Here is a 23,523-nt window from a genome sequence, read left to right on the forward strand (position 1 = left end):
TTATGCAAGATATTGAATTTACAGAAGAACAAGTCATGATTCGCGACATGGCGCGCGACTTTGCCCGAGGCGAAATCGCTCCCCATGCCCAGGCCTTTGAAAAAGCCGGCTGGATCGATGATGGCCTGGTGGCCAAGATGGGCGAGCTGGGTCTGCTGGGTATGGTGGTACCGGAAGAATGGGGGTGGCACCTACGTGGACTACGTGGCCTACGCCTTGGCCGTCGAGGAAATTTCGGCGGGTGACGGTGCGGTAGGCGCGCTGATGAGTATCCATAATTCAGTGGGTTGCGGCCCAATCCTCAACTACGGCACACCTGCACAGAAAGGGACCTGGCTGGCCCAGCTCGCCAGTGGCCAGGCCATCGGTTGCTTCTGCCTGACCGAGCCCCAGGCCGGCTCCGAAGCCCACAACCTGCGCACCCGTGCCGAACTGCGTGATGGCCAGTGGGTGATCAACGGCGCCAAACAGTTTGTCAGCAACGGCAAGCGTGCCAAATTGGCAATCGTGTTCGCGGTGACCGACCCAGAGTTGGGTAAGAAAGGTATTTCGGCGTTCCTCGTCCCCACTGACACCCCAGGCTTTACCGTGGACCGCACCGAACACAAGATGGGCATCCGCGCCTCGGACACCTGCGCAGTGACCCTCAACCAGTGCACAGTTCCCGAAGCCAACCTGCTGGGCGAACGCGGCAAGGGCCTGGCCATTGCCCTGTCCAACCTGGAAGGCGGGCGCATCGGCATCGCCGCCCAGGCCCTGGGCATCGCCCGTGCGGCCTTTGAAGCCGCGTTGGCCTACGCCCGTGACCGGGTGCAGTTCGACAAGGCCATCATCGAGCACCAAAGCGTGGCCAACCTGCTGGCCGACATGCAGACCCGGCTCAATGCGGCGCGCCTGCTGATCCTGCATGCCGCGCGCTTGCGCAGTGCCGGCAAGCCGTGTCTGTCGGAGGCCTCCCAGGCCAAGCTGTTCGCTTCGGAAATGGCCGAGAAGGTCTGCTCTTCGGCGATGCAGATCCATGGCGGCTATGGCTACCTGGAAGACTACCCAGTAGAACGCTACTACCGGGATGCGCGGATTACCCAGATCTATGAGGGGACTAGTGAGATCCAGCGGATGGTGATTGCACGGGAACTGAAGAACTATCAGATCTGAGCGAAATTGATGATTGTCCTCTTGATCGGGAACAATCATCACTCAAGGTGTTTTTCATTGATTGCTTATATTGAACTTCACCGTCGCATCCAGTTTTTTAGATCCACGCTTGGCCAAAACTTGCAGGGTTCCGCTAGCCCGTTTTCCATCTTCATTAAATGTGACGGCGAGGCCACCACCGGTCACCATCCATGGGTCTTCTCCACTCGGTGGGGAATAGCTCATATCGGTGATTTCCGGCCCATCAAACTCATAAAAGCCTGAGGGGGTTCTCGCTCTTAGTGATACAGCAATAATTGTGCTGTCCTGTGACTCCCCTTGGCTGCCATACAGTTGTATGAGGGACTGATTGTTCACGTAATGAACAAAGTTCGCCTTGAATGGATAGCTATAAACGGTGTCGATGAAAACCTCACCTTCCATGGTGCCATTTGATTTAACTTCGCTGCTCTTGATTTCCGGACGCGCATTAGTAGGCATTTTTCTCACCCTGCATGATGGTTGGGCAAATGAGGAACATGCTTATTAAAAGGCGAGTCACCGTTAATTGAAACTGTCAGATATGACAGTCTAAAAAGTGCATTTTTAATTGCGATTCTACAGGCGCAGGGTGCAATCAGATGACTCATCTTGCGCAGGTTCTACCCGCCGCCCCGCATCATTATCAGCCAGCAATAAAAGCCGATCACACCGCGCACTCTTGGCAAGTGCGACTATTCTGACAGTTCCTAGCCACACAGGAGGTGTGTCATGAATGCAGTCGAGCACTCGCGCCGCGTCGAGCTAATCAGCCAGGAACGCTTCATCCAAGCCCCCATCGAAACCGTCTACGACTACGTCACCCAGCCCGACCGCTGGCACGAATGGCACCCCACCTCCCTGAGCGCAGACACCGGCACCAGCGGTTCATTACCCGCCGGCCAGCGGTTTACTGAGGTCATCGACCTGATGGGGGTACGTGTCACCATGAGTTACCGAGTGCAGATTGCGGTGCGGCCACGGGAGTTCAAGACCGTGTTCACTTCCCTTGTCGTCGACGGCTGCATTCACTACTTCCTCCAGCCCCATGGCAGTGGCACCTTGTTCAAACGTGTCCTGAGCTATGACACCGAACTGCAGCTGGCAACCTTGCGAATACGCATGATTGAGCTGTCTGACAAGGCCCTGGACCAGCTCAAGCAGCGCCTGGAAACCTCCTGAACTGACAAACTTGTCATGTTTCTCTCAGCTTGCTGAAAGCTGCGGGCACTAAGCTGCAGGGCTGTCGCGTGCTCGTATAATTTCGAAACATAACCACCTGACCTGCTGCGCAAAAGCGCGGACAATGCGCCCTCTTTGCGCACTCCGTACCCCATGGGACCCGTCTATGAAAACCACCCTGCGCCTGACGTTGCTGTCGGCCCTGTTCATATCCACCCTGGCCCAGGCCGCCGAGTTGATCCCGATTGACGTGCACCGTGATGCCAATTGCGGCTGCTGCAAGAAGTGGATCAGCCACCTGGAAAGCAACGGCTTCAAGGTCAACGACCATGTTGAAGCCGATATGAGTTCGGTCAAACAGCGACTGGGCGTAGCACCCCGCCTGGCGTCCTGCCATACCGCGGTGATCGACGGCAAATTCGTCGAAGGCCACGTACCCGCCGATCAGGTATTGGCCCTGCGCAAGCGTGACGACCTGCTGGGCATCGCCGCACCGGGCATGCCCATGGGCTCGCCGGGCATGGAAATGGATGGCATGAGCGACGCCTATCAAGTCATTGGCCTGACCCGCGAAGGCAAAGATGTAGTGGTCGCCGAATACCCGGCCCACTGATTGATGCTCGCAGGCTATGCAGGGCTGTTTTTCAGCGCCTTCGGCGCCGCCACGCTGTTGCCACTGCAATCGGAAGCGGTACTCGTCGCGCTGCTGCTCAATGGCAACTACTCGGTAGGGTTGCTGCTGGGGATCGCGACCCTGGGCAATGTCTTGGGCTCGTTGGTCAACTGGTTGTTGGGGCGCTCGGTCGAAGTGTTCAAGGACCGCCGCTGGTTTCCCGTCAGCACCGCACAACTGGAAAAGGCCCGTAGCCACTATCGACGCTGGGGACATTGGTCGCTGCTGCTCAGTTGGGTACCGATCATTGGCGATCCACTGACCCTGGTGGCCGGGGTGATGAAGGAGCCGCTATGGCGTTTTTTGTTAATCGTCAGCCTGGCCAAGGCGGCTCGTTATGCCGTGGTGGCAATGCTGACGCTGCACTGGATGTAACAGTTAACAGGTTACCGATCCTCCCGGGTGTGCCACAGGCGCAGTAGATAGATTGTGGAGTCCACTATTTCGTAGCGCATCTCATACTGGCCGATCTGAATTCGGCGCACATCCCTTGCTTCGAACTCTTCCAGACGTTCGCCGATGCGTGGGTTGGCCAACAGCGTCGTTGGCGCGGCTGTGAGGCGCTGCACGGCGTGTGCGGCGGCAGATTGATTCACCGCGGCCAGAAACTCATAAAGCCGGCTAATGTCGGACAGCGCGCTGCTCGTCCACTTCAACTCCATTAGCGTGGTACCGGCAATGGCGCGTCGGTGCTTAGGCTGTCCGCCCAGGCTTGGACTGCTTGGTGATCAATGACGCGTCCAGCGTCAACATCTGCCAAGGCTTCGCGTGTCAGTCGGCTACGTTCTTCTTCCTGGTCGATCCAAGCGGAGAGCGCCTGTCTGACGATCCAGTTTTTGGAGCGCTCCAGGCGTTCTGCCATCAAATCGACTTTTTGGGCCAGTTGCTCAGGGACGTGAGCCGTGACAGATCGGGTTTTCCCTGGGGTTGCCATGATAGAGGCTCCTGATAGTTAATCGATTCAAAGTTAATCGTAGTAAATAATTCTACATCGTCAAGCGCGCCGTCAGGTTGACGTATATGGACGTGCCCGCCAAAAGCCCTGCCAATGACCGCTGATGCACGACAAGAACTTCTGTGGCGCGACTTGGGAGGCGTCGGTGAAGCCGGTTACCGGGTTGATCGCGCCGTACCAGATCGGCTTCTGCACCTCCAGCAAGCCCGAGCACTATCAGTACAGCTTCCAGCAGCTGGCAATCAACACTCTGGCCACAAACGAGGGGCGTGGAACTCGGCGTTGATTTACGACATGATCTTCACCCAGCCGGTGTACTACGAGTTCAAGGACCTGCAGATGCCCACCCTGCTGCTGATTGGTACGTTTGATATCACCGCCATCGGTAGTGATAACGCACCGCCCGAGGTCAAGGCCAGGATCGGCCGCTACAACGAACTGGGCAAGCAGGTGGCCAAGCTCATTCCCCATTCAACGCTGGTGGAGTTCCCAGGCCTGGGCCATGCCCCGCAGATGGAAGAACCCGCGCACTTTCACCAGGCGCTGTTGCAAGGACTCAAGGCGCTCTAATTCCACTTAACCCTAGGCAGGTGTGCATGTCAGTACAGATAGCAGTCATTGACGATTGGCAAAATGTGGCACGTGACGTAGTGGATTGGTCCGCCCTGGAAGCGATCGGCAAGGTGCACTTCCTGCATGACTATCCCGCCGACACCGCGACCCTGATCGAGCGTTTGCAGGGTTTTGAGGTGATTTGCCTGATGCGTGAGCGCACAACCTTCGACAAGGCGCTGTTGCAGGGACTGCCGGCCCTTAAATTGCTGGTCACCGGCGGCATGCGCAACGCGGCCATCGACCTCGCCGCCGCCAAGGCCCTGGGCATCCAGGTGTGTGGCACCGACAGCTACAAACACGCGGCGCCCGAGCTGACCTGGGCCCTGATCATGGCTTCCACCCGCAATCTACTGGCCGAAGCGAATTCCTTGCGCGCCGGCCAGTGGCAGCAAGGGCTGGGCGGCGATCTACATGGCAAGACCCTGGGCATCCTCGGTTTGGGCAGCATCGGCCAGCGCGTGGCGCAGTTTGGCCAAGTGTTTGGCATGCGCGTGATTGCGTGGAGTGAAAACCTCACCATAGAACGGGCGGCGGCTGTCGGGGTGACCTGGGTCAGCAAGCGCGAGCTGTTCGAGCAGGCAGATGTTCTGTCGATTCACCTGGTACTCAGCGAGCGCAGCCGTGGCCTGGTAGATGCCCAGGCCCTGGGCTGGATGAAACCCAGCGCGCGCCTGGTCAACACCGCACGCGGGCCGATCGTCGATGAGGCGGCGTTGATCGATGCGCTGCGCCATGGGCGATTGGCGGGCGCGGCGCTGGATGTGTTCGCACATGAGCCGTTGCCAGTCGATCACCCGTTTCGCCATCTGCCCAATGTATTGGCCACACCCCATGTGGGCTATGTCAGCGAGCACAACTACCGGCAGTTCTATGGGCAGATGATCGACGACATCCAGGCGTGGGCCAGTGGGCAGGCATTGCGCAGCCTGATCTGATTATTTACTTTAAGTACATATAGTAAGATATTGATTTATATAGATATAAACTCTTAACAAATCACTTTAAGTAGGCGACTGCACTCTATCGAGCAGCCCAACCCCGATGCCCCACGAAGAGGCATTTCCCTGTAGGAGCCGGCTTGCCGGCGATGGCGACCTTGAGAAGTGCGCCGTTGACGAAGGCCTCAGCGCCGGCAAGGGAAGCGCCCGGCTGAAAAAATAAAATTGTCCTACAGCATTATCCTACAGCCCTTGCGTGCTCTGGCCTGTGCCCTAGACTCATGACCGATGGGTCACGATCAGAATAAAAGCCCCCGCAATAAATCTAAACTTTCCAACTCTGCCGTAGGTCAGGTTTAAGGTAGGACGCACGCTACCGGCGCCAGCCGGACGTCCGCCCATCCAATCTATTTATCAGTTCGGTGCAATTGGCATAAGCCTTGCCAGTCTGTGCAGTGCTAGTGCGCGTGACCGCAGGACGCGGTTGACTTTCGCTGAGGGCGCCAGGCTCTCGGCTGACTCACACATGGGAGAGAATTATGATCAGTGCCACTTCGGGAATTCAGGGACAGCGTTTCAGTCAGCCGGTCGAGGGGCCAACCGCCTTGGTTGACCTGCCTGGCACAGTGGTGCGGCCGGTCTCGTCTCAAAACCCCAATCGCAAGAAAGTCCTGTTTGTAACCTCGGAACTGGCCGATCTGGTGAAAACCGGTGGCCTGGGAGATGTGTCCGCAGCCCTGCCCCGGGCCATGGCGCACCTACACGATGTGCGCGTGCTGATTCCGGGCTACCGCCAGGTGCTGGACAGCGACAACCCGATCCATATCATCGGCGAACTCGGCGGCCATGCTGCGCTGCCGCCGTGCAAGATCGGGCGCATGGACCTCAAGGATGGCTTGGTCATCTATGTCCTGATCTGCCCCGAACTGTACGAGCGCGAAGGCACGCCGTATGGCGCCAACAACGGTCGCGACTGGCCTGACAACCACATCCGCTTCGCCCGCCTGGGCCTGGCCGCCGCTGATATTGCCGCCAACCTCGCGCAAATCCACTGGTGCCCGGACCTGGTGCACGCCCATGACTGGCCAGCCGGCCTGGCGCCGGCCTATATGCACTGGCGTGGGTCACGCACCCCCCACCCTGTTCACCATTCATAACCTGGCTTACCAGGGTGTGGTGAGCCTGGCCTCGACCCCGGAGCTGGGGATTCCCGAACATGCCTTGCAACAGGAAGGCATGGAGTTCTACGGCAAGATGTCCTTCCTCAAGGCCGGCATGGCGTATTCCAGCCATATCACCACGGTCAGCGCCACCTACGCCCGGGAGATCACCACCCCCGAGTTCGGTTGCGGCCTGGATGGCTTCCTTGCCAGCAAGACCCAGCAAGGTCTGCTCAGTGGTATTCCCAACGGCATCGATGAAAGCTGGGAGTCGTCCACCGACCCGCACCTGGATCACCCCTTCAATATCGGCGATTGGCAAGGCAAGGCGGTCAACGCCAGCCATGTGCGCAAGCTATTCGGCCTGGACGCGTCCACCGGCCCGCTGTTCGCCGTGGTGTCGCGCCTGGTGTACCAGAAAGGCCTGGACCTGACCGAGGCCGTCGCCGGCTTTATTGTGGAAAACGGTGGGCAGATCGCGATTATCGGCCGTGGCGAGCCGGAAGAAGAACAAGCCATGCGTGCCTTGGCCCTGAGGTTCCCCGGGCGCATTGGGGTACGAATCGGCTTTAACGAAACCGATGCCCGCCGCATGTTTGCCGGCAGCGACTTTTTGTTGATGCCCTCGCGCTACGAGCCTTGCGGCCTGAGCCAGATGTACGCCCAGCGCTTCGGCTCGCTGCCGGTGGCGCGCAATACCGGCGGCCTGGCTGACACCATCGAAGACGGCGTGACCGGCTTTTTGTTCGACGAATCCACCGTGCAAAGCTACGAAGCCGCCCTCGCCCGCGCCTTCAAGGTGTTTGCCTTCCCAGGCCTGTTCAACGCCATGCGCTGCCGAGCCATGGCCGCGCCGTTCAACTGGTGCCAGGCGGTAGAACCCTATGCGGAACTTTACGAGCAACTGGTAGCGAAAGCGCTGGGAAAATCAGCGAAAGCATAAAGAGGTTGGAATAGATGCCGTTACGGACTCTGGAAACATGGCCCCACGGCGCGATCATGCAGGATGCGCAACATACCCGCTTCGCCCTGTGGGCGCCTGATGCGTCTGATGTCAGCGTCCAGCTGCACAATGGTCAGTCAGTGCCCATGCTGCCCCAGGCAGAGGGCTGGTTTGTCGCCCATGTACGCTGTGGGGCCGGCACCCGCTACCACTACACCGTTGATGGTGAGCGGGACGTGCCGGACCCTGCTTCACGCCTGCAGCATGCTGATGTGCATGGCGACAGCGTGGTGGTCGATCCCCAGGCCTACTCCTGGCGCCACAGCACTTGGCAAGGCCGGCCCTGGCATGAAGCGGTGATCTACGAGCTGCATGTGGGGATACTGGGTGGCTACGCCGCTGTGGAGCAGCACCTGCCACGCCTGGCAGAGCTGGGCGTTACCGCCATCGAGCTGATGCCCTTGGCCCAATGCCCCGGTGAACGCAACTGGGGCTACGACGGGGTCTTGCCCTACGCACCACAGGCATCCCTGGGCACACCCGAGCAGTTGCAACACCTGATCGACACGGCCCATGAGCATGGCCTGGCGGTGATCCTCGACGTGGTCTACAACCACTTTGGTCCCGACGGCAATTACCTGGGCCAGTATGCCAAAGGCTTTTTCCGCGAAGACAGCCACACCCCGTGGGGCGCCGGCATCGACTTTCGCCGCCGCGAAGTGCGCGACTTCTTTATCGACAACGCCCTGATGTGGCTTATGGACTACCGCTTCGACGGTCTGCGCCTGGACGCGGTGCATGCCATCAACGATCCGACGTTCCTGACGGCGCTGGCCCAACGGATACGTGAGCAGGTAGACCCGGGGCGCCACGTGTGGCTGGTGCTGGAAAACGAATTCAACCAGGCCGGCCTGTTGCAGCAGGGCTTCGACGCGCAATGGAACGATGACGGGCATAACGCCCTGCACGTGCTGTTGACCGGCGAGACGGACGCCTACTACGCCGACTTTGCCGACGACCCCACCGCCAAACTGGCCCGCTGCCTGGGCGAAGGTTTTATCTACCAGGGCGAAACCACGCGCCACGGTACCCGGCGCGGCGAGCCCAGCGCTCATTTGCCGCCCAGCGCCTTTGTGTTGTTTTTGCAGAATCACGACCAGATCGGCAACCGCGCCCTTGGCGAGCGCTTGCACCAACTGTGTTCGCCCCAGGCCTTGGAGGCGGCAACCACGCTGCTATTAATGTCGCCGATGATCCCGCTGCTGTTCATGGGGGATGAAGTCAACGCCCCACAGCCGTTTCTGTTTTTCACCGACCATCACGGCGAACTGGCCGAGGCGGTGCGCGAAGGCCGGCGCAATGAATTTGCTGAATTCGCCGCCTTCAGTGACCCCGCACGCCGTGCGCAGATTCCCGACCCCAACGCGCTGCAGACCTTTGAGCGCTCCATGCCACGGTTTACCCAGGCGCCGGCGGTGCTGTATCGGCAACTACTGGGCCTGCGCCGGCAGCATATCGTGCCCCCATCTGCCCGGCAGCACCGCCCTCGGCGTGCAAATCCTGGGCAAGGGCGCGGTGTCGGCACGCTGGCGCCTGGGCAACGGCCGCCTGTTGCAGATCGATCTCAACCTGAGCCCGGCCACCCTGCATCACCCGGCCGGCATCCACGAACTGTTCAGCACCAGCAGCGACCCTAAGTTACTCACGCCCTTCTCTGCCCGCGTCAGCCTGACGCCGGGTGACACCTCATCATCTGTTGGAGAGCACTCTTGAGCGAAGCGCAATTGGAAATACTCGCCAGCCGTGCGGGCCTGGCGGTGGACTGGATCGACGCCAACGGCCGCCCGCAGCATGTCAGTGCCGACGCGTTGCGCGCCGTACTCCAAGGCCTCGGCCACCCCGCCGACACCGATGCCGCCATCGCCGCCAGCCTGCAAGACCTCGAGCGCGTGCAGCAAGACAGGCACCTGGCGCCGCTGTTGACCGTGGACGTTGGCAGCGGCCTTGACCTGGCGGCTTACTTCACCCCCCACACGCCGTGCCAGGTTCACCTTGAAGACGGCAACACCCAAAGCTTGACGCTGGATGCCGAAGCCACACTGCCCGGCGTCCTGCCCGTGGGCTACCACCAGGTGCATATCGCCGACCAGTCCTTCACCCTGGCCGTTGCCCCTCATCAGTGTTTCAGTGTCGCCGAGGCGGTGGACAGTCAGCCCGCCCGCGCCTGGGGCCTGAGCGCCCAGCTATATGCCTTGCGCCGCAGCGGCGACGGTGGGTTCGGTGACACCCAGGCCCTGGAGCAACTGGCCCGCGCCGCGGCTGAACGGGGCGTCGATGCCCTGGCGATCAGCCCGCTGCACGCGATGTTCGGTGCCGATACCGAGCGCTATAGCCCCTATTCACCGTCCAGTCGCCTGTTCCTCAACAGCCTGTATGCCTCCCCCGGCTGCATCCTCGGCGAACGCGCATTGCGCAGCGCCATCGAATCCACGGGGCTGGCCGATGAACTGCAAGAACTGGAACAACAAAGCCTGATCGACTGGCCCGCCGCCGCCAAGGCCAAGCAACGCCTACTGCGGGCCCTGTACGAGGACTTCTGCCAGGGCGAACACCCGCAGCAGGCGGACTTCCAGAGTTTCCGTCAGGCCGGTGGCGAGGCCCTGGAAAACCATTGCCGCTTTGAAGCCGTGCAGGCCGTACGCGCCGCCAACGGTGAAAGCCTCGACTGGCGCCAGTGGCCCGAGGAATGGCGCGACCCCGGTAGCGCCGCGTTGGCACACTTTGCCGCCGAACAGGCCGAGGCGATCGGTTTTTATGTCTTCAACCAATGGCTGATCGCCCGCTGCCTTGAACGTGCGCAGCAAGCTGCACGGGGCAGTGGCATGGGTATCGGCCTGATTGCCGACCTGGCCGTGGGCGCCGACGGTGCCGGCAGCCAGGCCTGGAGCCGGCAGGATGAACTGCTGGCCGACCTTACCGTGGGCGCACCACCGGATATCCTCAACCGTGCCGGCCAAGGCTGGGGCATCTCCGCGTTTTCCCCCGAAGGCCTGAAGCGCAATGGCTTCCGGGCGTTTATCGAAATGCTGCGGGCCAACTTCGCCCATGCCGGCGGTTTGCGTATCGACCATGTGATGGGCCTGCAACGGCTATGGGTCATCCCTAAGGGCGCCTCGCCCAAACATGGCGCATACCTGTATTACCCGGTAGACGATTTGCTGCGCCTGCTGGCTCTGGAATCCAGCCGGCATCGCGCGATTGTGCTGGGCGAAGACCTGGGCACGGTGCCCGAGGGTCTGCGGGAAAAACTCAGCGCCCGCGCCATGCTTGGCATGCGCGTGCTGTTGTTTGAACAGGACCATGGCGGGCGCTTCACGCCGATCCTCGACTGGCCGGACAACGCCCTGGCCACCACCAGCACCCATGACCTGCCGACACTCTATGGCTGGTGGCACAGCCGCGATATCGACTGGAATGTGCAATTGGGGCTGATCGACACGCCCACGGTGGAACAATGGAGCGAACACCGTCAGCGTGAGCGCGAGGCACTGCGCCAGGCCCTGGTGCAAGACCCGCAAAATTTGCGCGATGAACTGCGCAACGAAACCGACCAGATGCTTGATGCCAGCGTGCGCTACCTCGGCCACACCCGTGCGCCGCTGGTGTTGCTGCCCCTGGAAGATGCCCTGGGCGTCGAAGAGCAAGCCAACCTGCCCGGCACCATCGACACCCATCCCAACTGGCGCCGGCGCTTGCCGAGGGATGCTGCGCAGTTGCTCGAAGATGAAAACGCCTCGCGGCGCCTGGAGTTGCTGGCTGTGGCGCGCAATCAGGCCCTAGAGCGTGACCGATGAACGCCGTGTTGCTACGGGCCACCCAGCGCCTGCAGTTCCATAAGGGCTTTACCCTCGATGATGCGGTGCCGCTGGTGCCGTATTTCGCCAGCCTGGGCATCAGCCACCTGTACGCCTCGCCCCTGCTCAAGGCCCGCGCTGGCTCGATGCATGGCTACGATGTGGTCGACCCGACCACCGTCAACCCAGAGCTTGGCGGCGAACCGGCGCTACGCCGCCTGGTGGCCGCCCTGCGGGCACACGACATGGGCCTGATTCTGGACATCGTGTCCAACCACATGGCCGTCGGCGGCAGCGACAACCCCTGGTGGCTGGACCTGCTGGAATGGGGGCGCCTGAGTCCCTACAGCGAGTTCTTCGATATCCAGTGGCACTCACCGGACCCGCTGCTCAAGGGCCAACTGTTGATGCCCTTCCTCGGTAGCGACTACGGCGAAGCCCTGCAAAGCGGCGCGCTGCCCCTGGGTTTTGACCCAGCCCAGGGCAGTTTTTTGTCGAACACTACGAACACCGCTTCCCGATCTGCCCCAGTGACTACGGCGATATCCTGCGCGCCCATCCCCCCTCAAAGACTTGGCCGACCGCTTCAGCGCCCTGGCGTATCAGGCCGATGCCTGGCCCCAGGCCGCCAGCCTGAAACAGGCACTGGCGCAGCGGGCGCAGGACCCACTGACCCTGACGGCCATCGAACAGGCCCTGGAAATATTTGATGCGCGCCACCCCCAGGGTTTTGCCCGCCTGCATCAGTTGCTCGAACAACAAGCCTATCGCCTGGCCAGTTGGCGCACGGCAGCGGATGACATCAACTGGCGGCGCTTTTTCGACGTCAACGAGCTCGGCGGCCTGCGGGTGGAGCGCACCACGGTGTTCGAGGCCACCCATAGCAAGATCTTCCAACTGATCAGCGAGGGCCTGGTGGACGGCCTGCGCATCGACCATATCGACGGCCTGGCCGATCCACGGGGTTACTGCCGCAAGTTGCGGCGGCGCGTGGATGGATTGTCACCAGATCGCCACTTGCCGATCTTTGTCGAGAAGATCCTCGGCGCCGGCGAAACCCTGCGCGAAGACTGGCGGGTAGATGGCACCACCGGCTATGAATTCATGAACCAGGTGTCGCTGGTGCAGCACGACCCACAGGGTTTCGACGCCTTGGCCCGGCTCTGGCGCGAGGCCACTGAACGGCCTTCGGCATTTATCGAGGAAGCCTGGCTGGCCCGGCAACAGGTCCTCAACGGCTCCCTGGCCGGGGATTTTGAAAGCGTGGCCCAGGCCCTGCTGCAAGTGGCCCGTGCGGACGTGATGAGCCGTGACCTGACCTTGGGCGCGATCCGCCGCGCCTTACAGGAACTGGTCGTACATTTTCCGGTATACCGCACCTATATCAGCGCCTGTGGCCGTGGTGCCGCTGACGAAAGCGTGTTCCAGCAGGCCCTGGCCGGCGCCCGAGGGACCTTGAGCGAAGCCGACTGGCCAGTGCTCGACTGCCTGCAACAATGGCTCGGTGGCCAACCCTGGCGCGAGCGTCCCGTGGGGCAACCGCGCAAGATCCTCAAGCACGCCTGCGTGCGCTTCCAGCAACTGACCTCGCCGGCGGCCGCCAAGGCCGTGGAAGACACCGCCTTCTACCGCTCGGCGGTATTGCTCTCGCGCAATGACGTAGGCTTCAGTACCGAGCAGTTCAGCGCGCCCCTGGCTGACTTTCATGCCGCCAATCAGCAGCGCCTGCAGACCTTCCCCGATAACCTGCTGGCCACCGCCACCCATGACCACAAGCGCGGCGAAGACAGCCGCGCGCGCCTGGCGGTGCTCAGTGAATGTGCGCCGTGGTATGTCGAGCAGGTGCAGCATTGGCGCCGGCTGGCTATGCCGTTGCGCGAAGATCCGGGCATTCCTTCGGCCGGCGATGAGCTGATCCTCTACCAGGTGCTGCTGGGCAGTTGGCCCCTGGACCTGCAAGACATCGACGACTACCAGCAACGCCTCTGGCAATGGCAACAAAAAGCCCTGCGCGAAGCCAAATTGCACAGCAGTTGGAGCGCGCCCAACGACCTCTATGAGCAGGGTGTCGAAGCGTTCCTCACGCGCCTGTTGCTCGACCCGATCGGCCTGCCCTTGCGCACGGCGATCCACGCTGCCGCCGAGGCCATCACGCCCCGCCGGAGCACTGAACGGGCTGGCGCAATCCTTGCTGCGCAACACCGTGCCAGGTGTGCCGGACCTGTACCAGGGCGACGAATTCTGGGACTTGAGCCTGGTGGATCCGGACAACCGGCGGCCGGTGGACTTCAGCGCCCGGCAACGGGCACTGGCGGCAGAACCGGGCGACTTGCTTGAGCGCTGGCGTGACGGGCACCTGAAACAGGCGTTGATTGCCCAGGTGCTGAACCTGCGCAAGGCCCACCCACTGTTGTTTGCCAGGGGCCGCTATGAACCACTGCAAGTGCTGGGCAGGCATGCCCAACGGGTGGTTGCCTTCAGTCGCGAGTATCAGGGCCAATGGCTGTTGGTGGTGGTGCCGCGCTGGACCCACGCGCTGCTTGAAAACAGCGCCCAACCCCGGGTGGATGCGCAGGTTTGGGGCGATACCCGGATCCAATTACCGTTCGACGCCACGATGCAAAATTGGAAGGGACTTTTGCAAACAGGTGTAGTCACACCCAACAAGGAGCTACTGATCAGCGCAGCCCTGGGGGATGTCGGTGAATGTCTTTATCCATTCTGACGATCGAGAAAGCTGAAATTTTCTGTGAGGAGCATTGCGATGAGCACCGAAGACAAGCGCGTCCGTGAATTCGCGTATCAGATCTGGGAGTCCGAAGGTAAGCCCGAAGGCCAGGAAGCCCGTCACTGGGAAATGGCCCGCAAACTGGCCGAAGCCGAGGCACTGACCCCCACCAAACCCAAGGCCGGCACCAAGGCCAAGGCAAAACCTGCGGCTGAAAAAACCCGCCGCCGCCAAAAAGCCCCGAGCCCCACGCAAGCCCGTCGGCTGACCACCCTCCCGTAGGAGCCGGCGCACCGGCTCCTACAAAACAGCTCAACGATTGATCTGACCTGATGTCAGCACGGCCCCGTTCGGCCCGAAAAAACTTTGCAGGAGCAACACCACTATGACCAAGACACCCGATACCGAGCCATCGCGGATTCGTGAAGGCTTGCCCTTCCCCCTCGGCGCGACCTGGGACGGTCTGGGGTCAATTTCGCACTGTTCTCGGCCAACGCCACCAAAGTCGAGCTGTGCCTGTTCGACGATACCGGCGAAGTGGAACTTGAGCGCATCGAACTACCGGAATACACCGACGAGACCTTCCACGGCTACTTGCCCGACGCCCACCCGGGGCTGATCTACGGCTACCGCGTCTACGGCGCCTACGATCCTGCCAATGGCCATCGTTTCAACCATCACAAATTGTTGATCGACCCCTACGCCAAGCAACTGGTGGGCGAGCTCAAGTGGTCCGAAGCCCTGTTTGGCTACACCATCGGCCACCCGGATGCCGACCTGAGCTTTGATGAGCGCGACAGCGCACCCTTCGTGCCCAAATGCAAAGTCATTGACCCGGCCCACACCTGGGGCAACGACCAGCCCGTGCGCACACCGTGGGACCGCACCATCATCTACGAGACCCACCTGCGCGGCATCAGCATGCGCCATCCTTCGGTCCCTGAGGCTGTGCGCGGCACCTGCGCCGGGCTGATGGTCGACGATGTGCTCAAGCACATTCGCCAACTGGGCGTGTCATCGGTGGAACTGCTGCCGATCCACGCCTTCGTCAATGACCAGCACCTGCTGCAAAAAGGCATGACCAACTATTGGGGCTACAACAGCATCGCGTTCTTTGCCCCCGACCCGCGCTACCTGGCCAGTGGCAAGATCGCCGAATTTAAGGAAATGGTCGCGCACCTGCACGAAGCCAAGCTGGAGGTGATCCTCGATGTGGTCTACAACCACACCGCCGAAGGCAACGAGCAGGGCCCGACGCTGTCCATGCGCGGCATCGACAATGCCTCCTACTACCGCCTGATGCCCGACGACAAGCGCTTCTACATCAACGACTCCGGGACCGGCAACACCCTCGACCTGAGCCATCCCTGCGTGCTGCAAATGGTCACCGACTCCCTGCGCTACTGGGCCACGGAGATGCATGTGGATGGTTTCCGCTTCGACCTGGCGACCATTCTCGGGCGTTATCACGGTGGTTTCGACGAGCGCCACAGCTTCCTGGTCGCCTGCCGCCAGGACCCGGTGCTGCGCCAGGTGAAAATGATCGCCGAACCCTGGGATGTGGGCCCCGGCGGTTATCAGGTTGGTAAGTTCCCGCCAGGCTGGGTGGAATGGAATGACCGTTTCCGCGACACCGTGCGCGCGTTCTGGAAAGGCGATGATGGGCAACTGGCCGACTTTGCCGGGCGCATGACCGCTTCCGGCGAAATGTTCAACCAGCGCGGGCGGCGCCCCTACAGTTCGGTGAACTTCATCACCGCCCACGATGGCTTCACCCTCCACGACCTGGTGTCCTACAACGACAAGCACAACGAAGCCAACGACGAGAACAACCAGGACGGCAGCAATAACAACCTGTCGTGGAACCACGGCGTCGAAGGCCCCACCGAAGACCCCGAGATCAACGCACTGCGCCTGCGCCAGATGCGCAACTTCTTCGCCACCCTGTTGCTGGCCCAGGGCACGCCGATGCTGGTGGCCGGGGACGAGTTCGCACGCACCCAGCACGGCAACAACAACGCCTATTGCCAGGACAGCGAAATCGGCTGGGTCAACTGGGAGCTGGATGAAGATGGCAAGTCCTTGCTCAAGTTCGTCAAGCGCCTGATCAAGCTGCGCCTGGCCTACCCCATTCTGCGTCGCGGGCGTTTCCTGGTGGGCGACTACAACGAAGACATCGGGGTCAAGGATGTGACCTGGCTGGCTCCCGATGGCAACGAAATGACCATCGAACAGTGGGAGGACAGCCAGGGCCGTTGCCTGGGGATGTTGATGGATGGCCGCGCCCAGGAAACCGGGATTCGCCGGCCAGGGGCCGATGCCACGCTGCTGCTGGTGGTGAACGCGCACCATGACCTGGTGAATTTCCGTTTGCCCCAAGTGCCCGATGGCGGCTTCTGGACTTGCATGGTCGACACCAACCAGCCGGCCGTGCGCGGCCAGGAACGTTTCGACTTTGATCACGAATACGCCGTGACCGGACGCTCGCTGCTACTGTTCGAGCTACAACATGAGGAAGAGGTGTGAAATGGCGTTGCACGATTTTCTCCAACTCAATCGCCACGAACTGGCTGACATCGAGGGCGTTGGCCTGACGCTCAAAGCCATGGTGGACGCTGGCCTTGACCAATTGCCGCGCCCCGGTGGCGGGCAAACGCTGCTGCGCTTCAGTCAGTTGGCCCAGGTGGCCGGCCACAACTTGAGCCTGTGCAAGCTGTATGAAGGGCACACAGACGCGCTGGCAATCATGGCCGAACTCAATGCCCAAGCCCCACCAGCGGGCAGCACCTGGGGCATGTGGGCCGCCGAACCGCCGGCGGCACGGGTGCAGGTCAGACCTGTTGGCACCCAACTGCGGCTGGTGGGCCGCAAGGCCTGGTGCTCCGGCGCTGCGGTGGTCAGCCATGGATTATTGACCACCTGGGATGAGCAGCAACGCCAGCAGCTGGTCGCGGTGGCGATGGATCAGCCGGGTGTAGACGTGACCGGCGACGGCTGGCAAGCCGTGGGCATGAGGGGCCTGTGCGAGTGTCGAGGTGGTTTTCGACAACGCCGTCGCGGTTGCCGTCGGCGGGCCCGGGGATTACCTGCAGCGCCCGGGGTTCTGGCAAGGCGGGGTCGGCATCGCCGCGTGTTGGTACGGCGCGGCGCAACGTTTGGCCGAAGCGCTGCGCGAACACTGTCACCGTCGCGAGGAGCCCCATGCACTGGCGCATCTGGGCGCGGTGGATATGGCGTTGTACGCCGCCGCGACCGTGTTGCGTAAGGCTGCACGGCAGATCGACGATCAGCCCCTGGCCAATGCCCAATTGCTGGCACGCCGCACGCGGGCAGCAATTGAAGCCGCCGCCAACGAGGTCATCCATCATGTTGGGCGGGCCATGGGGGCCGGGCCATATTGCCTGGACCCGCACTTTGCCCAGTTGATCGCCGACTTGCCGGTGTACTTGCGCCAAAGCCATGCCGAGCGAGACCTGGCGGCCCTCGGCCAGCAGCTGTCGCAGCAATCTGCAGGAACGTGGCAACTGTGAAAGCCAACCCGATTGTCGGCCAGGGCACCCCACTGCGCGCCTGGCAAGATTCAGCGCGGGTCGCCGCGCTACCGCTGGTCAACGTGGCGCAGTTGGTGCCCGAAGGCGCACGCGCAGTGATCATCGCGCCCCATCCGGATGATGAAGTGCTGGGCTGCGGCGGCCCTGTTAGAAGGCCTGGCCGCGCTGGGGCGCGAATTGTTGCTGGTGTCGGTGACCGATGGTTGCGCCAGCCACCCCGGCTCGGCCCGCTGGCCCCCGCCAGCGCTTACGCGAGGTGCGCCCCCTGGAGTCCGCCGAGGCGCTGCAACGCCTGGGTTGGCCGCAACAGCGCCTGACCTGGCTGCGCGGCGGTTTCTCCGACAGCCAGGTACAGGCGCGGGAACCGGCATTGGCGCAGTTTATCCAGCAGCACCTGCAGCCCACGGACGTGGTGTTCACCACCTGGCGCGAAGATGGCCATTGCGACCACGAAGCCGTGGGCCGCGCCAGTGCCCAGGCCGCTCGGGCCGTGGGCGCACAGTTGATCGAATTGCCGGTGTGGACCTGGCACTGGGCAACCCCCGAGGACCCACGGGTGCCGTGGCACCGTGCGCACAAAATCGCCCTGGCGCCCGCTGCCGTAGCGCGCAAGTGCCATGCTTTGCACGCGTTCACCAGCCAATTGGAGGGTGACCCACAGATCGACTTGCCGCCCGTATTGCCGCCCCATGTGCTGGAGCGGCTATTGCAACCTTTTGAAGTGGTGTTTGTATGAGTGTTGCCACCGCCTATTTCGACCAGCTGTTTATTGACAATGACGACCCTTGGGCCTTTCGCCAGCGCTGGTATGAACAGCGCAAACGCGCCTTGACCCTGGGATTGCTGAGCAAACCCCGTTATACGTCGATCTTCGAACCCGGCTGCGCCAATGGCGAATTGAGCGCCGAACTGGCGCCGCGCTGCGATCAGCTGTTGTGTTGCGACACCGCAGCCCAGGCGGTGGCCCTGGCCCGGGCGCGCCTGCAGGGCTTTGCCCACGCCCAGGTGCGCCAGAGCCGCTTGCCGGCACAGTGGCCGGAAGGTCGATTCGAGCTGATCGTGCTCAGTGAGTGGTGCTATTACCTCGACCACGACGACCTGTGCGTGTTGATCGAGCAGGTCCTGGCGGCGTTGACCCACGATGGGCAGGTGCTGGCCTGCCACTGGCGCCCGCCTATCGACGGCTGCCCACAGACGGCGGAACAGGTCCACCAGTTGTTGCACCAACGCCTGGGCATGTCGCGCGTGGCGCAGGTGGCTGACAGTGATTTCCTACTCGACCTGTGGTCCCGCGAAAGCGCCTCGGTCGCCCACCGTGAGGGCCTGCGATGATCGGCATTCTGATCCCGGTGCACAACGAAGAGGCGCTGTTGCCCGAGTGCCTGAAGGCCGCGATGATCGCCGCCAGCCATCCGGGATTGCTCGGCGAGGAGGTGCAGATCCTGGTGGTTCTCGACAGCTGCACCGACCGCAGCAGCGCCATTGCCCAGGCGTTCGGGGTGCACAGCCTCTGCGTGGAAGCCCGTAATGTCGGCCAAGTACGCGGGGTGGGTGCGCGATACCTGCTCAACCATGGCGCCCGCTGGATCTCGTGCACCGATGCCGACAGCCGCGTCGCCGCCGATTGGCTGGTGGCGCAACTGGCCCTGGGCGTAGATGCGGTCTGCGGCACGGTCACGGTGGATGCCTGGAGCGAAGGCTTTGACCAGACGGCACAGATTCGCTACCACCAGGCCTACCAAGCCTGTGATGGGCATCGACATATCCATGGGGCCAACCTGGGCGTGAGTGCCGGTGCCTATGTGCGCGCCGGCGGGTTTGAGCCCCTGCCCTGTCATGAAGACGTGCAATTGGTTCGCCAACTGGAGCGTTGTGGCGCAACCATTGCCTGGAGCCATGCGCCCCAAGTCATCACCAGTGCGCGCCTGGACTGCCGCGCACAGGGCGGTTTTGGCGACTATTTGAAAGGCCTGATGCAGCCATCTTGAAAAAATTGCAACTTTACTCGGCGAAATCCGGCTGATGAACAATACTAATGCACGGCAATTCAGGATTCGAAGTGCCAGTGTGCCGCTCAGGCCTTGGTGCCTGCGCGATAAAAAAGGAGAGTCGACCCGTTAACGGGGCACGACCTGCATCATCAGGACAAGGATGTGACATTGATCAAACCCGCCACTTTGAACGACGGTCGCCCTACGCCGGCGCAAATCTGGAACAGCGCGCCGCAACTGGCACAAATCCCCACCATCAGCCCTTCCCTCTTGGTACCTGCCGGCTCACGGGTGGTGGTAGTCGCCCCACACCCGGGTGACGAAGTGCTGGCCTGCGGTGGTTTGCTGCAACTGCTCAGTGCCCTTGACTATCCCTTGAAGTTGATCTCGATCACCGACGGCAGTGCCAGTCATCCGGGTTCCAACCAGTGGTCGGCGCAACGCCTGAGCGTGTTTCGCCCCCAGGAAAGTGTCGAGGCCCTGCGTCGCCTTGGCTTGCCGCTGCACAGCCTGAAGTGGATTCGCGGTGGCTTTGGCGACAACGACCTGGCCGGTCGCGAACAGCTCTTGAGCCAATTCATCGCCCGCTACCTGCAACCTGGCGATGCGGTGTTTACCACCTGGCGCAATGACGGCAATGACGACCACGATGCCGTCGGTCGCGCCACCGCCATTGCCTGTGCGCTGACCGGCGCGCGTCTGCTGGAGTTGCCGATCTGGGCCTGGCATCGGCCCGCCCGCGAGGCCGGGCGCATGCCTTGGCAGTGCGCGCGCAAGGTGCGCCTCGACACCTGGAGCGTGGCGCGCAAACGCCACGCCGCCCATGCCTACGCCAGCCAATTGCTGGGCGATCCGTTGATCGGCCTGGCGCCGATGCTGCCACCGGTGTTGCTGGAGCGGATGCGCGAGCCCTACGAGATTGTGTTCCTGTAACTGGTCTATACCTGTTAATTCTGACAGTGGCAGCCCTTTGCGGCTGTTGCTAACGTGGAACAAGCACTGCACAGGTTCAGGTGCAGTCGAGAAAGCCATGCCAACCCCTTGCATTGGCGATGTTTTACGAAACGGAACCAGCCGTCCCTTATCGTTATCGTGCTTCCTGTTGCCATGGTCCGTACCGTGCCTGCCCCCTGCAGGCGACGGGATGTCAGCTGCCATCGACCGAGGATGGATCATGAGCACACGGCGATATTCTCTGCTGCACCTGAGCGCCTGGACGGCCAGCGCGACCCTGATGACAACCCTCTCGCTACCGGCCTACGCGGCCTGTACACCTGTGATCACGGTCGGCGACGACACCACCACCTGCGACAGTGGCACTACGCCCGGCTTTACCGATCTCAACGGCAATAACACTCTCAACCTGCCTGCCGGTGGCAATGGCGCAATTACCAGCGCCGTGACATTTGGCGACGGCCACGATCTGGTACAAGCGCATTCGGGCAGCATGGGCGCGCTGAACATGGGCAACGGGGCGAATATTTTCCGGGTGGAACTGGATGCGGTCGTGGGCGCAGTAACCCAGGGCGACGGGGCCGATAGCATCCAAGTCAGCGGCGGCACTGTTGGCGCGATCAGCCAGGGCGATGGCATCGATGCCTACGCACAAAGCGGCGGTCGTGTCGCCAGCCTGGCCCAGGGCGACGGTCGAGATACGTTCAATATGAGTGGCGGCGAGATCGTGGGGGCGTTTGAAGATGGCGATGTGGCCACCCAATCGGCGGGCACTATCGGCCGGGTCGACATGAAGCTCGACAACAACTTCTACACCCTGCTGGGAGGGCGGATCAACGGCAACCTGGTGACCGGGTTTGGCCTGGACACCATCAGCATTTCCGGGGGCTATATCGGCGGCAACGTCAGTGTCAGCGGCGGCAACGACTTGTTCACCCTGACCGGCGGCGTGGTCAACGGCCAGGTGCTCATGAGCTTTGGCAACGACCAGTTCAACTGGATCGGCGCCGGCACGATCAATTCGACGGTCAATATGGGCCCGGACAACGACACCGCGCTGCTGCAGAACCTGACGCAAGCCACCCTCGCCGCGACGCCCCTGATCGATGGCGGCCTGGGCCTCGATACCTTGACCTTTGACAACACCCAGGCCACCAACGCCGAGCGCTACGCCAACTGGGAACAGGTCAACCTGGACAATGGCTCGCGCTTTACCCTGGCTGGGGATTTCAAGCTCGGCGATACCGGCACCGGTACCGGCGCCTTGAATATCGACGGCAGCAGTGTGCTGTCGGTCAGCCTGGGCGCCATCAGCCCCATCACTGCCGGGCAGTTGGCCACCCTCAACAACAGCGGCCTGATCGATATGACCAGCGGTAGCACCAGCGCCACCGACAGCTTGACGGTCAATGGCAACTACACCGGCAACAATGGCCAGATGGCGCTGCAAAGTGTGTTGGCCGGCGATGGCTCGGCCAGTGACAAACTGGTGGTGAACCTGGGCACGCTACAGGGCAGCACCACCCTCAACGTCAGCAATCTGGGTGGGGCTGGCGCCGAAACCCTGAGCAACGGCATCCAGGTGGTCGAAGCACTCAACGGGGCGACGGGGAGCGATCGGGCCTTCAGCCTGGCGGGAGGCTCAGTGTCGGCTGGGGCGTACGAGTACTTTCTGTTCAAAGGCGGTGTCAGCGCAGGCTCCGAGCAGCAGTGGTATTTGCGCTCGGCCATTGTGGCGGCTCCGCTCCCCACCCCCGAGGAGCCTGTGGAGCCATTGCCGGTGCCGGTTCCCGGCGAAGGCACGCCGGTGGACTTGCCAACGCCGGTTCCCGGTGACGCGCCGATCCCGATCTATCGCCCCGAAGTCCCGGTGTATTCGGCACTGTTTCCGGCGGCGCAGCAGACGGTGCGGGCCATGCTCGGCACCTACCATGAGCGCATGGGCGACCAGGCGCGCCAGACCGCCAGCGGTTCATTCCCGGCGGGCTGGGGCCGGGTCTATGGTAATAGCAGCCGCCAGGCCTATGCCGGCACGGTCAGCCCGCGCTTGGACAGCTCGGTCACAGGCTTCCAGGTGGGCAGCGACCTGCATGCCTGGAGCACGGCCAACGGCCAGACACAGCGTGTAGGTTTCTTCGTCGGCCATAGCCGCCTGCGGGGCAATATCGATGGTTTCAACCGCGGCTGGCAGCATCTGGATGCCGGCAACACCACCTTGCGTGGCGATAGCCTGGGCGTGTATTGGACCTTGATCGACCCGTATGGCTGGTACGTCGATGCCGTGCTGATGGGCACCCGCCTCCATGGCAGCAGCGAGTCTGATCGGGGCCTCAAGCTCAAGACCAAGGGTCACGATGTCCTGGGTTCGGTGGAAGTGGGCATACCGCTGCCCGTCGCGCCAAACTGGGTGCTGGAGCCGCAATTGCAGGTGATCGCCAATAAAACCCGGCTCGATCGCCAGAATGACGGGGTCTCCGACGTGTCGTTTTCCGCCGATACCGCCATCACCACCCGGCTCGGCGCCAGGCTGCGAGGCAGTTATACCCTGGCCTCGATGCCGGTCCAGCCCTACCTGCGCGCCGATGTCTGGCATGCCTCCTCAGGAACCAATCGGGTGCGTTTCAACGGTGTGACGGATATCGATACCGAGCAAAAATCCACCACCCTGGACCTGAGTGCAGGCGCCACCCTGCAGGTGTCCGAGCAGATCAGCCTGTATGGCCAGTTGGGCTATGAGCGCAATCTGGACAGCAATGCCCTGGATGGGCGCAAGGGCACCGTTGGCGTCAGGATGGAGTTCTAGGGC

Annotated in this window: 12 protein-coding genes and 9 pseudogenes; 18 read left to right on the forward strand and 3 right to left on the reverse strand. The window is 62.1% G+C overall.

Annotation, left to right across the window (positions count from 1 at the left end; all coding sequences use genetic code 11):
* Positions 1-2: 2 nt before the first annotated feature.
* Positions 3-1,155: pseudogene (locus JTY93_RS13280) on the forward strand (acyl-CoA dehydrogenase family protein).
* 54 nt (positions 1,156-1,209) lie between these two features.
* On the opposite strand, the gene JTY93_RS13285 reads toward JTY93_RS13280, so the two are convergent.
* Positions 1,210-1,635, reverse strand: a complete 426-nt coding sequence (locus JTY93_RS13285) for a hypothetical protein (RefSeq protein WP_205478113.1) — start codon at positions 1,633-1,635, stop codon at positions 1,210-1,212.
* A gap of 270 nt (positions 1,636-1,905) precedes the next feature.
* Here JTY93_RS13285 and JTY93_RS13290 point away from each other — a divergent pair, with 270 nt between their 5' ends.
* The 3 genes from JTY93_RS13290 (at position 1,906) to JTY93_RS13300 (ending at position 3,403) form a co-directional block, all read left to right on the forward strand.
* Complete coding sequence (locus JTY93_RS13290) at positions 1,906-2,355, forward strand: SRPBCC family protein (protein ID WP_205478114.1); 450 nt, start codon at positions 1,906-1,908, stop codon at positions 2,353-2,355.
* 166 nt (positions 2,356-2,521) lie between these two features.
* Positions 2,522-2,968: a DUF411 domain-containing protein gene (locus JTY93_RS13295; RefSeq protein WP_169995498.1), complete on the forward strand. Its 447-nt coding sequence runs from the start codon at positions 2,522-2,524 to the stop codon at positions 2,966-2,968.
* 3 nt (positions 2,969-2,971) lie between these two features.
* Positions 2,972-3,403, forward strand: coding sequence for a YqaA family protein (locus JTY93_RS13300; protein WP_205478115.1), 432 nt, complete (start codon positions 2,972-2,974; stop codon positions 3,401-3,403).
* 11 nt (positions 3,404-3,414) lie between these two features.
* On the opposite strand, the gene JTY93_RS13305 is transcribed toward JTY93_RS13300, so the two are convergent.
* The gene (locus JTY93_RS13305; RefSeq protein WP_205478116.1) at positions 3,415-3,690 is read right to left on the reverse strand and encodes a type II toxin-antitoxin system RelE/ParE family toxin; all 276 of its coding nucleotides are present in this window, start codon (positions 3,688-3,690) and stop codon (positions 3,415-3,417) included.
* The gene (locus JTY93_RS13310; protein WP_205478117.1) at positions 3,690-3,962 is read right to left on the reverse strand and encodes a CopG family ribbon-helix-helix protein; all 273 of its coding nucleotides are present in this window, start codon (positions 3,960-3,962) and stop codon (positions 3,690-3,692) included. Before JTY93_RS13310 ends, JTY93_RS13305 begins: the two co-directional genes overlap by 1 nt.
* Before the next feature lie 65 nt (positions 3,963-4,027).
* On the opposite strand from JTY93_RS13310, the pseudogene JTY93_RS13315 reads away from it, so the two are divergent.
* From JTY93_RS13315 to JTY93_RS13380, 14 genes and pseudogenes are all read left to right on the forward strand, one after another.
* Positions 4,028-4,553 (forward strand): annotated as a pseudogene (locus JTY93_RS13315) (alpha/beta fold hydrolase); the annotation flags it as partial.
* A gap of 26 nt (positions 4,554-4,579) precedes the next feature.
* Positions 4,580-5,533, forward strand: a complete 954-nt coding sequence (locus tag JTY93_RS13320) for a D-2-hydroxyacid dehydrogenase family protein (protein WP_205478118.1) — start codon at positions 4,580-4,582, stop codon at positions 5,531-5,533.
* Between the two features lie 542 nt (positions 5,534-6,075).
* A pseudogene (glgA, locus tag JTY93_RS13325) lies at positions 6,076-7,639 on the forward strand (glycogen synthase GlgA).
* 14 nt (positions 7,640-7,653) lie between these two features.
* Positions 7,654-9,412: pseudogene (treZ, locus tag JTY93_RS13330) on the forward strand (malto-oligosyltrehalose trehalohydrolase).
* On the forward strand, positions 9,409-11,493 hold the full coding sequence (gene malQ / locus JTY93_RS13335; protein WP_205478121.1) for a 4-alpha-glucanotransferase: 2,085 nt from the start codon (positions 9,409-9,411) through the stop codon (positions 11,491-11,493). The pseudogene treZ and the gene malQ overlap by 4 nt, the downstream one beginning before the upstream one ends.
* Positions 11,490-14,234, forward strand: a pseudogene (locus JTY93_RS13340) (malto-oligosyltrehalose synthase). Before malQ ends, JTY93_RS13340 begins: the two are co-directional and overlap by 4 nt.
* A 23-nt stretch (positions 14,235-14,257) precedes the next feature.
* Positions 14,258-14,489, forward strand: a pseudogene (locus tag JTY93_RS13345) (DUF2934 domain-containing protein).
* 117 nt (positions 14,490-14,606) lie between these two features.
* A pseudogene (gene glgX / locus JTY93_RS13350) lies at positions 14,607-16,747 on the forward strand (glycogen debranching protein GlgX).
* 1 nt (position 16,748) lies between these two features.
* A pseudogene (locus tag JTY93_RS13355) lies at positions 16,749-17,751 on the forward strand (acyl-CoA dehydrogenase family protein).
* Positions 17,748-18,508: pseudogene (locus JTY93_RS13360) on the forward strand (PIG-L deacetylase family protein). The pseudogenes JTY93_RS13355 and JTY93_RS13360 overlap by 4 nt, the downstream one beginning before the upstream one ends.
* A complete protein-coding gene (locus tag JTY93_RS13365) occupies positions 18,505-19,104 on the forward strand; it encodes an SAM-dependent methyltransferase (protein WP_205478441.1) in 600 nt (199 codons plus the stop codon). The pseudogene JTY93_RS13360 and the gene JTY93_RS13365 overlap by 4 nt, the downstream one beginning before the upstream one ends.
* Positions 19,101-19,760, forward strand: coding sequence for a glycosyltransferase family 2 protein (locus tag JTY93_RS13370; protein ID WP_205478439.1), 660 nt, complete (start codon positions 19,101-19,103; stop codon positions 19,758-19,760). The genes JTY93_RS13365 and JTY93_RS13370 overlap by 4 nt, the downstream gene beginning before the upstream one ends.
* Before the next feature lie 174 nt (positions 19,761-19,934).
* Entirely contained in the window at positions 19,935-20,696 is a 762-nt protein-coding gene (locus JTY93_RS13375) for a PIG-L deacetylase family protein (protein WP_205478452.1), read from the forward strand.
* A 241-nt stretch (positions 20,697-20,937) separates the two neighbouring features.
* Positions 20,938-23,520, forward strand: a complete 2,583-nt coding sequence (locus JTY93_RS13380) for an autotransporter family protein (RefSeq protein WP_205478438.1) — start codon at positions 20,938-20,940, stop codon at positions 23,518-23,520.
* Positions 23,521-23,523: the final 3 nt, after the last annotated feature.

Source organism: Pseudomonas hygromyciniae, assembly GCF_016925675.1.
Lineage (GTDB): Bacteria > Pseudomonadota > Gammaproteobacteria > Pseudomonadales > Pseudomonadaceae > Aquipseudomonas > Aquipseudomonas hygromyciniae.

Bases quoted from the DNA above. Each gene is read 5' to 3' on its own strand.
- JTY93_RS13380 (WP_205478438.1), top strand. From the start codon at position 20,938: ATGAGCACACGGCGATATTCTCTGCTGCACCTGAGCGCCTGGACGGCC.
- JTY93_RS13365 (WP_205478441.1), top strand. From the start codon at position 18,505: ATGAGTGTTGCCACCGCCTATTTCGACCAGCTGTTTATTGACAATGAC.
- JTY93_RS13305 (WP_205478116.1), bottom strand. From the start codon at position 3,690: ATGGAGTTGAAGTGGACGAGCAGCGCGCTGTCCGACATTAGCCGGCTT.
- JTY93_RS13320 (WP_205478118.1), top strand. From the start codon at position 4,580: ATGTCAGTACAGATAGCAGTCATTGACGATTGGCAAAATGTGGCACGT.
- JTY93_RS13300 (WP_205478115.1), top strand. From the start codon at position 2,972: ATGCTCGCAGGCTATGCAGGGCTGTTTTTCAGCGCCTTCGGCGCCGCC.
- JTY93_RS13310 (WP_205478117.1), bottom strand. From the start codon at position 3,962: ATGGCAACCCCAGGGAAAACCCGATCTGTCACGGCTCACGTCCCTGAG.
- JTY93_RS13290 (WP_205478114.1), top strand. From the start codon at position 1,906: ATGAATGCAGTCGAGCACTCGCGCCGCGTCGAGCTAATCAGCCAGGAA.
- JTY93_RS13285 (WP_205478113.1), bottom strand. From the start codon at position 1,635: ATGCCTACTAATGCGCGTCCGGAAATCAAGAGCAGCGAAGTTAAATCA.
- JTY93_RS13370 (WP_205478439.1), top strand. From the start codon at position 19,101: ATGATCGGCATTCTGATCCCGGTGCACAACGAAGAGGCGCTGTTGCCC.
- JTY93_RS13295 (WP_169995498.1), top strand. From the start codon at position 2,522: ATGAAAACCACCCTGCGCCTGACGTTGCTGTCGGCCCTGTTCATATCC.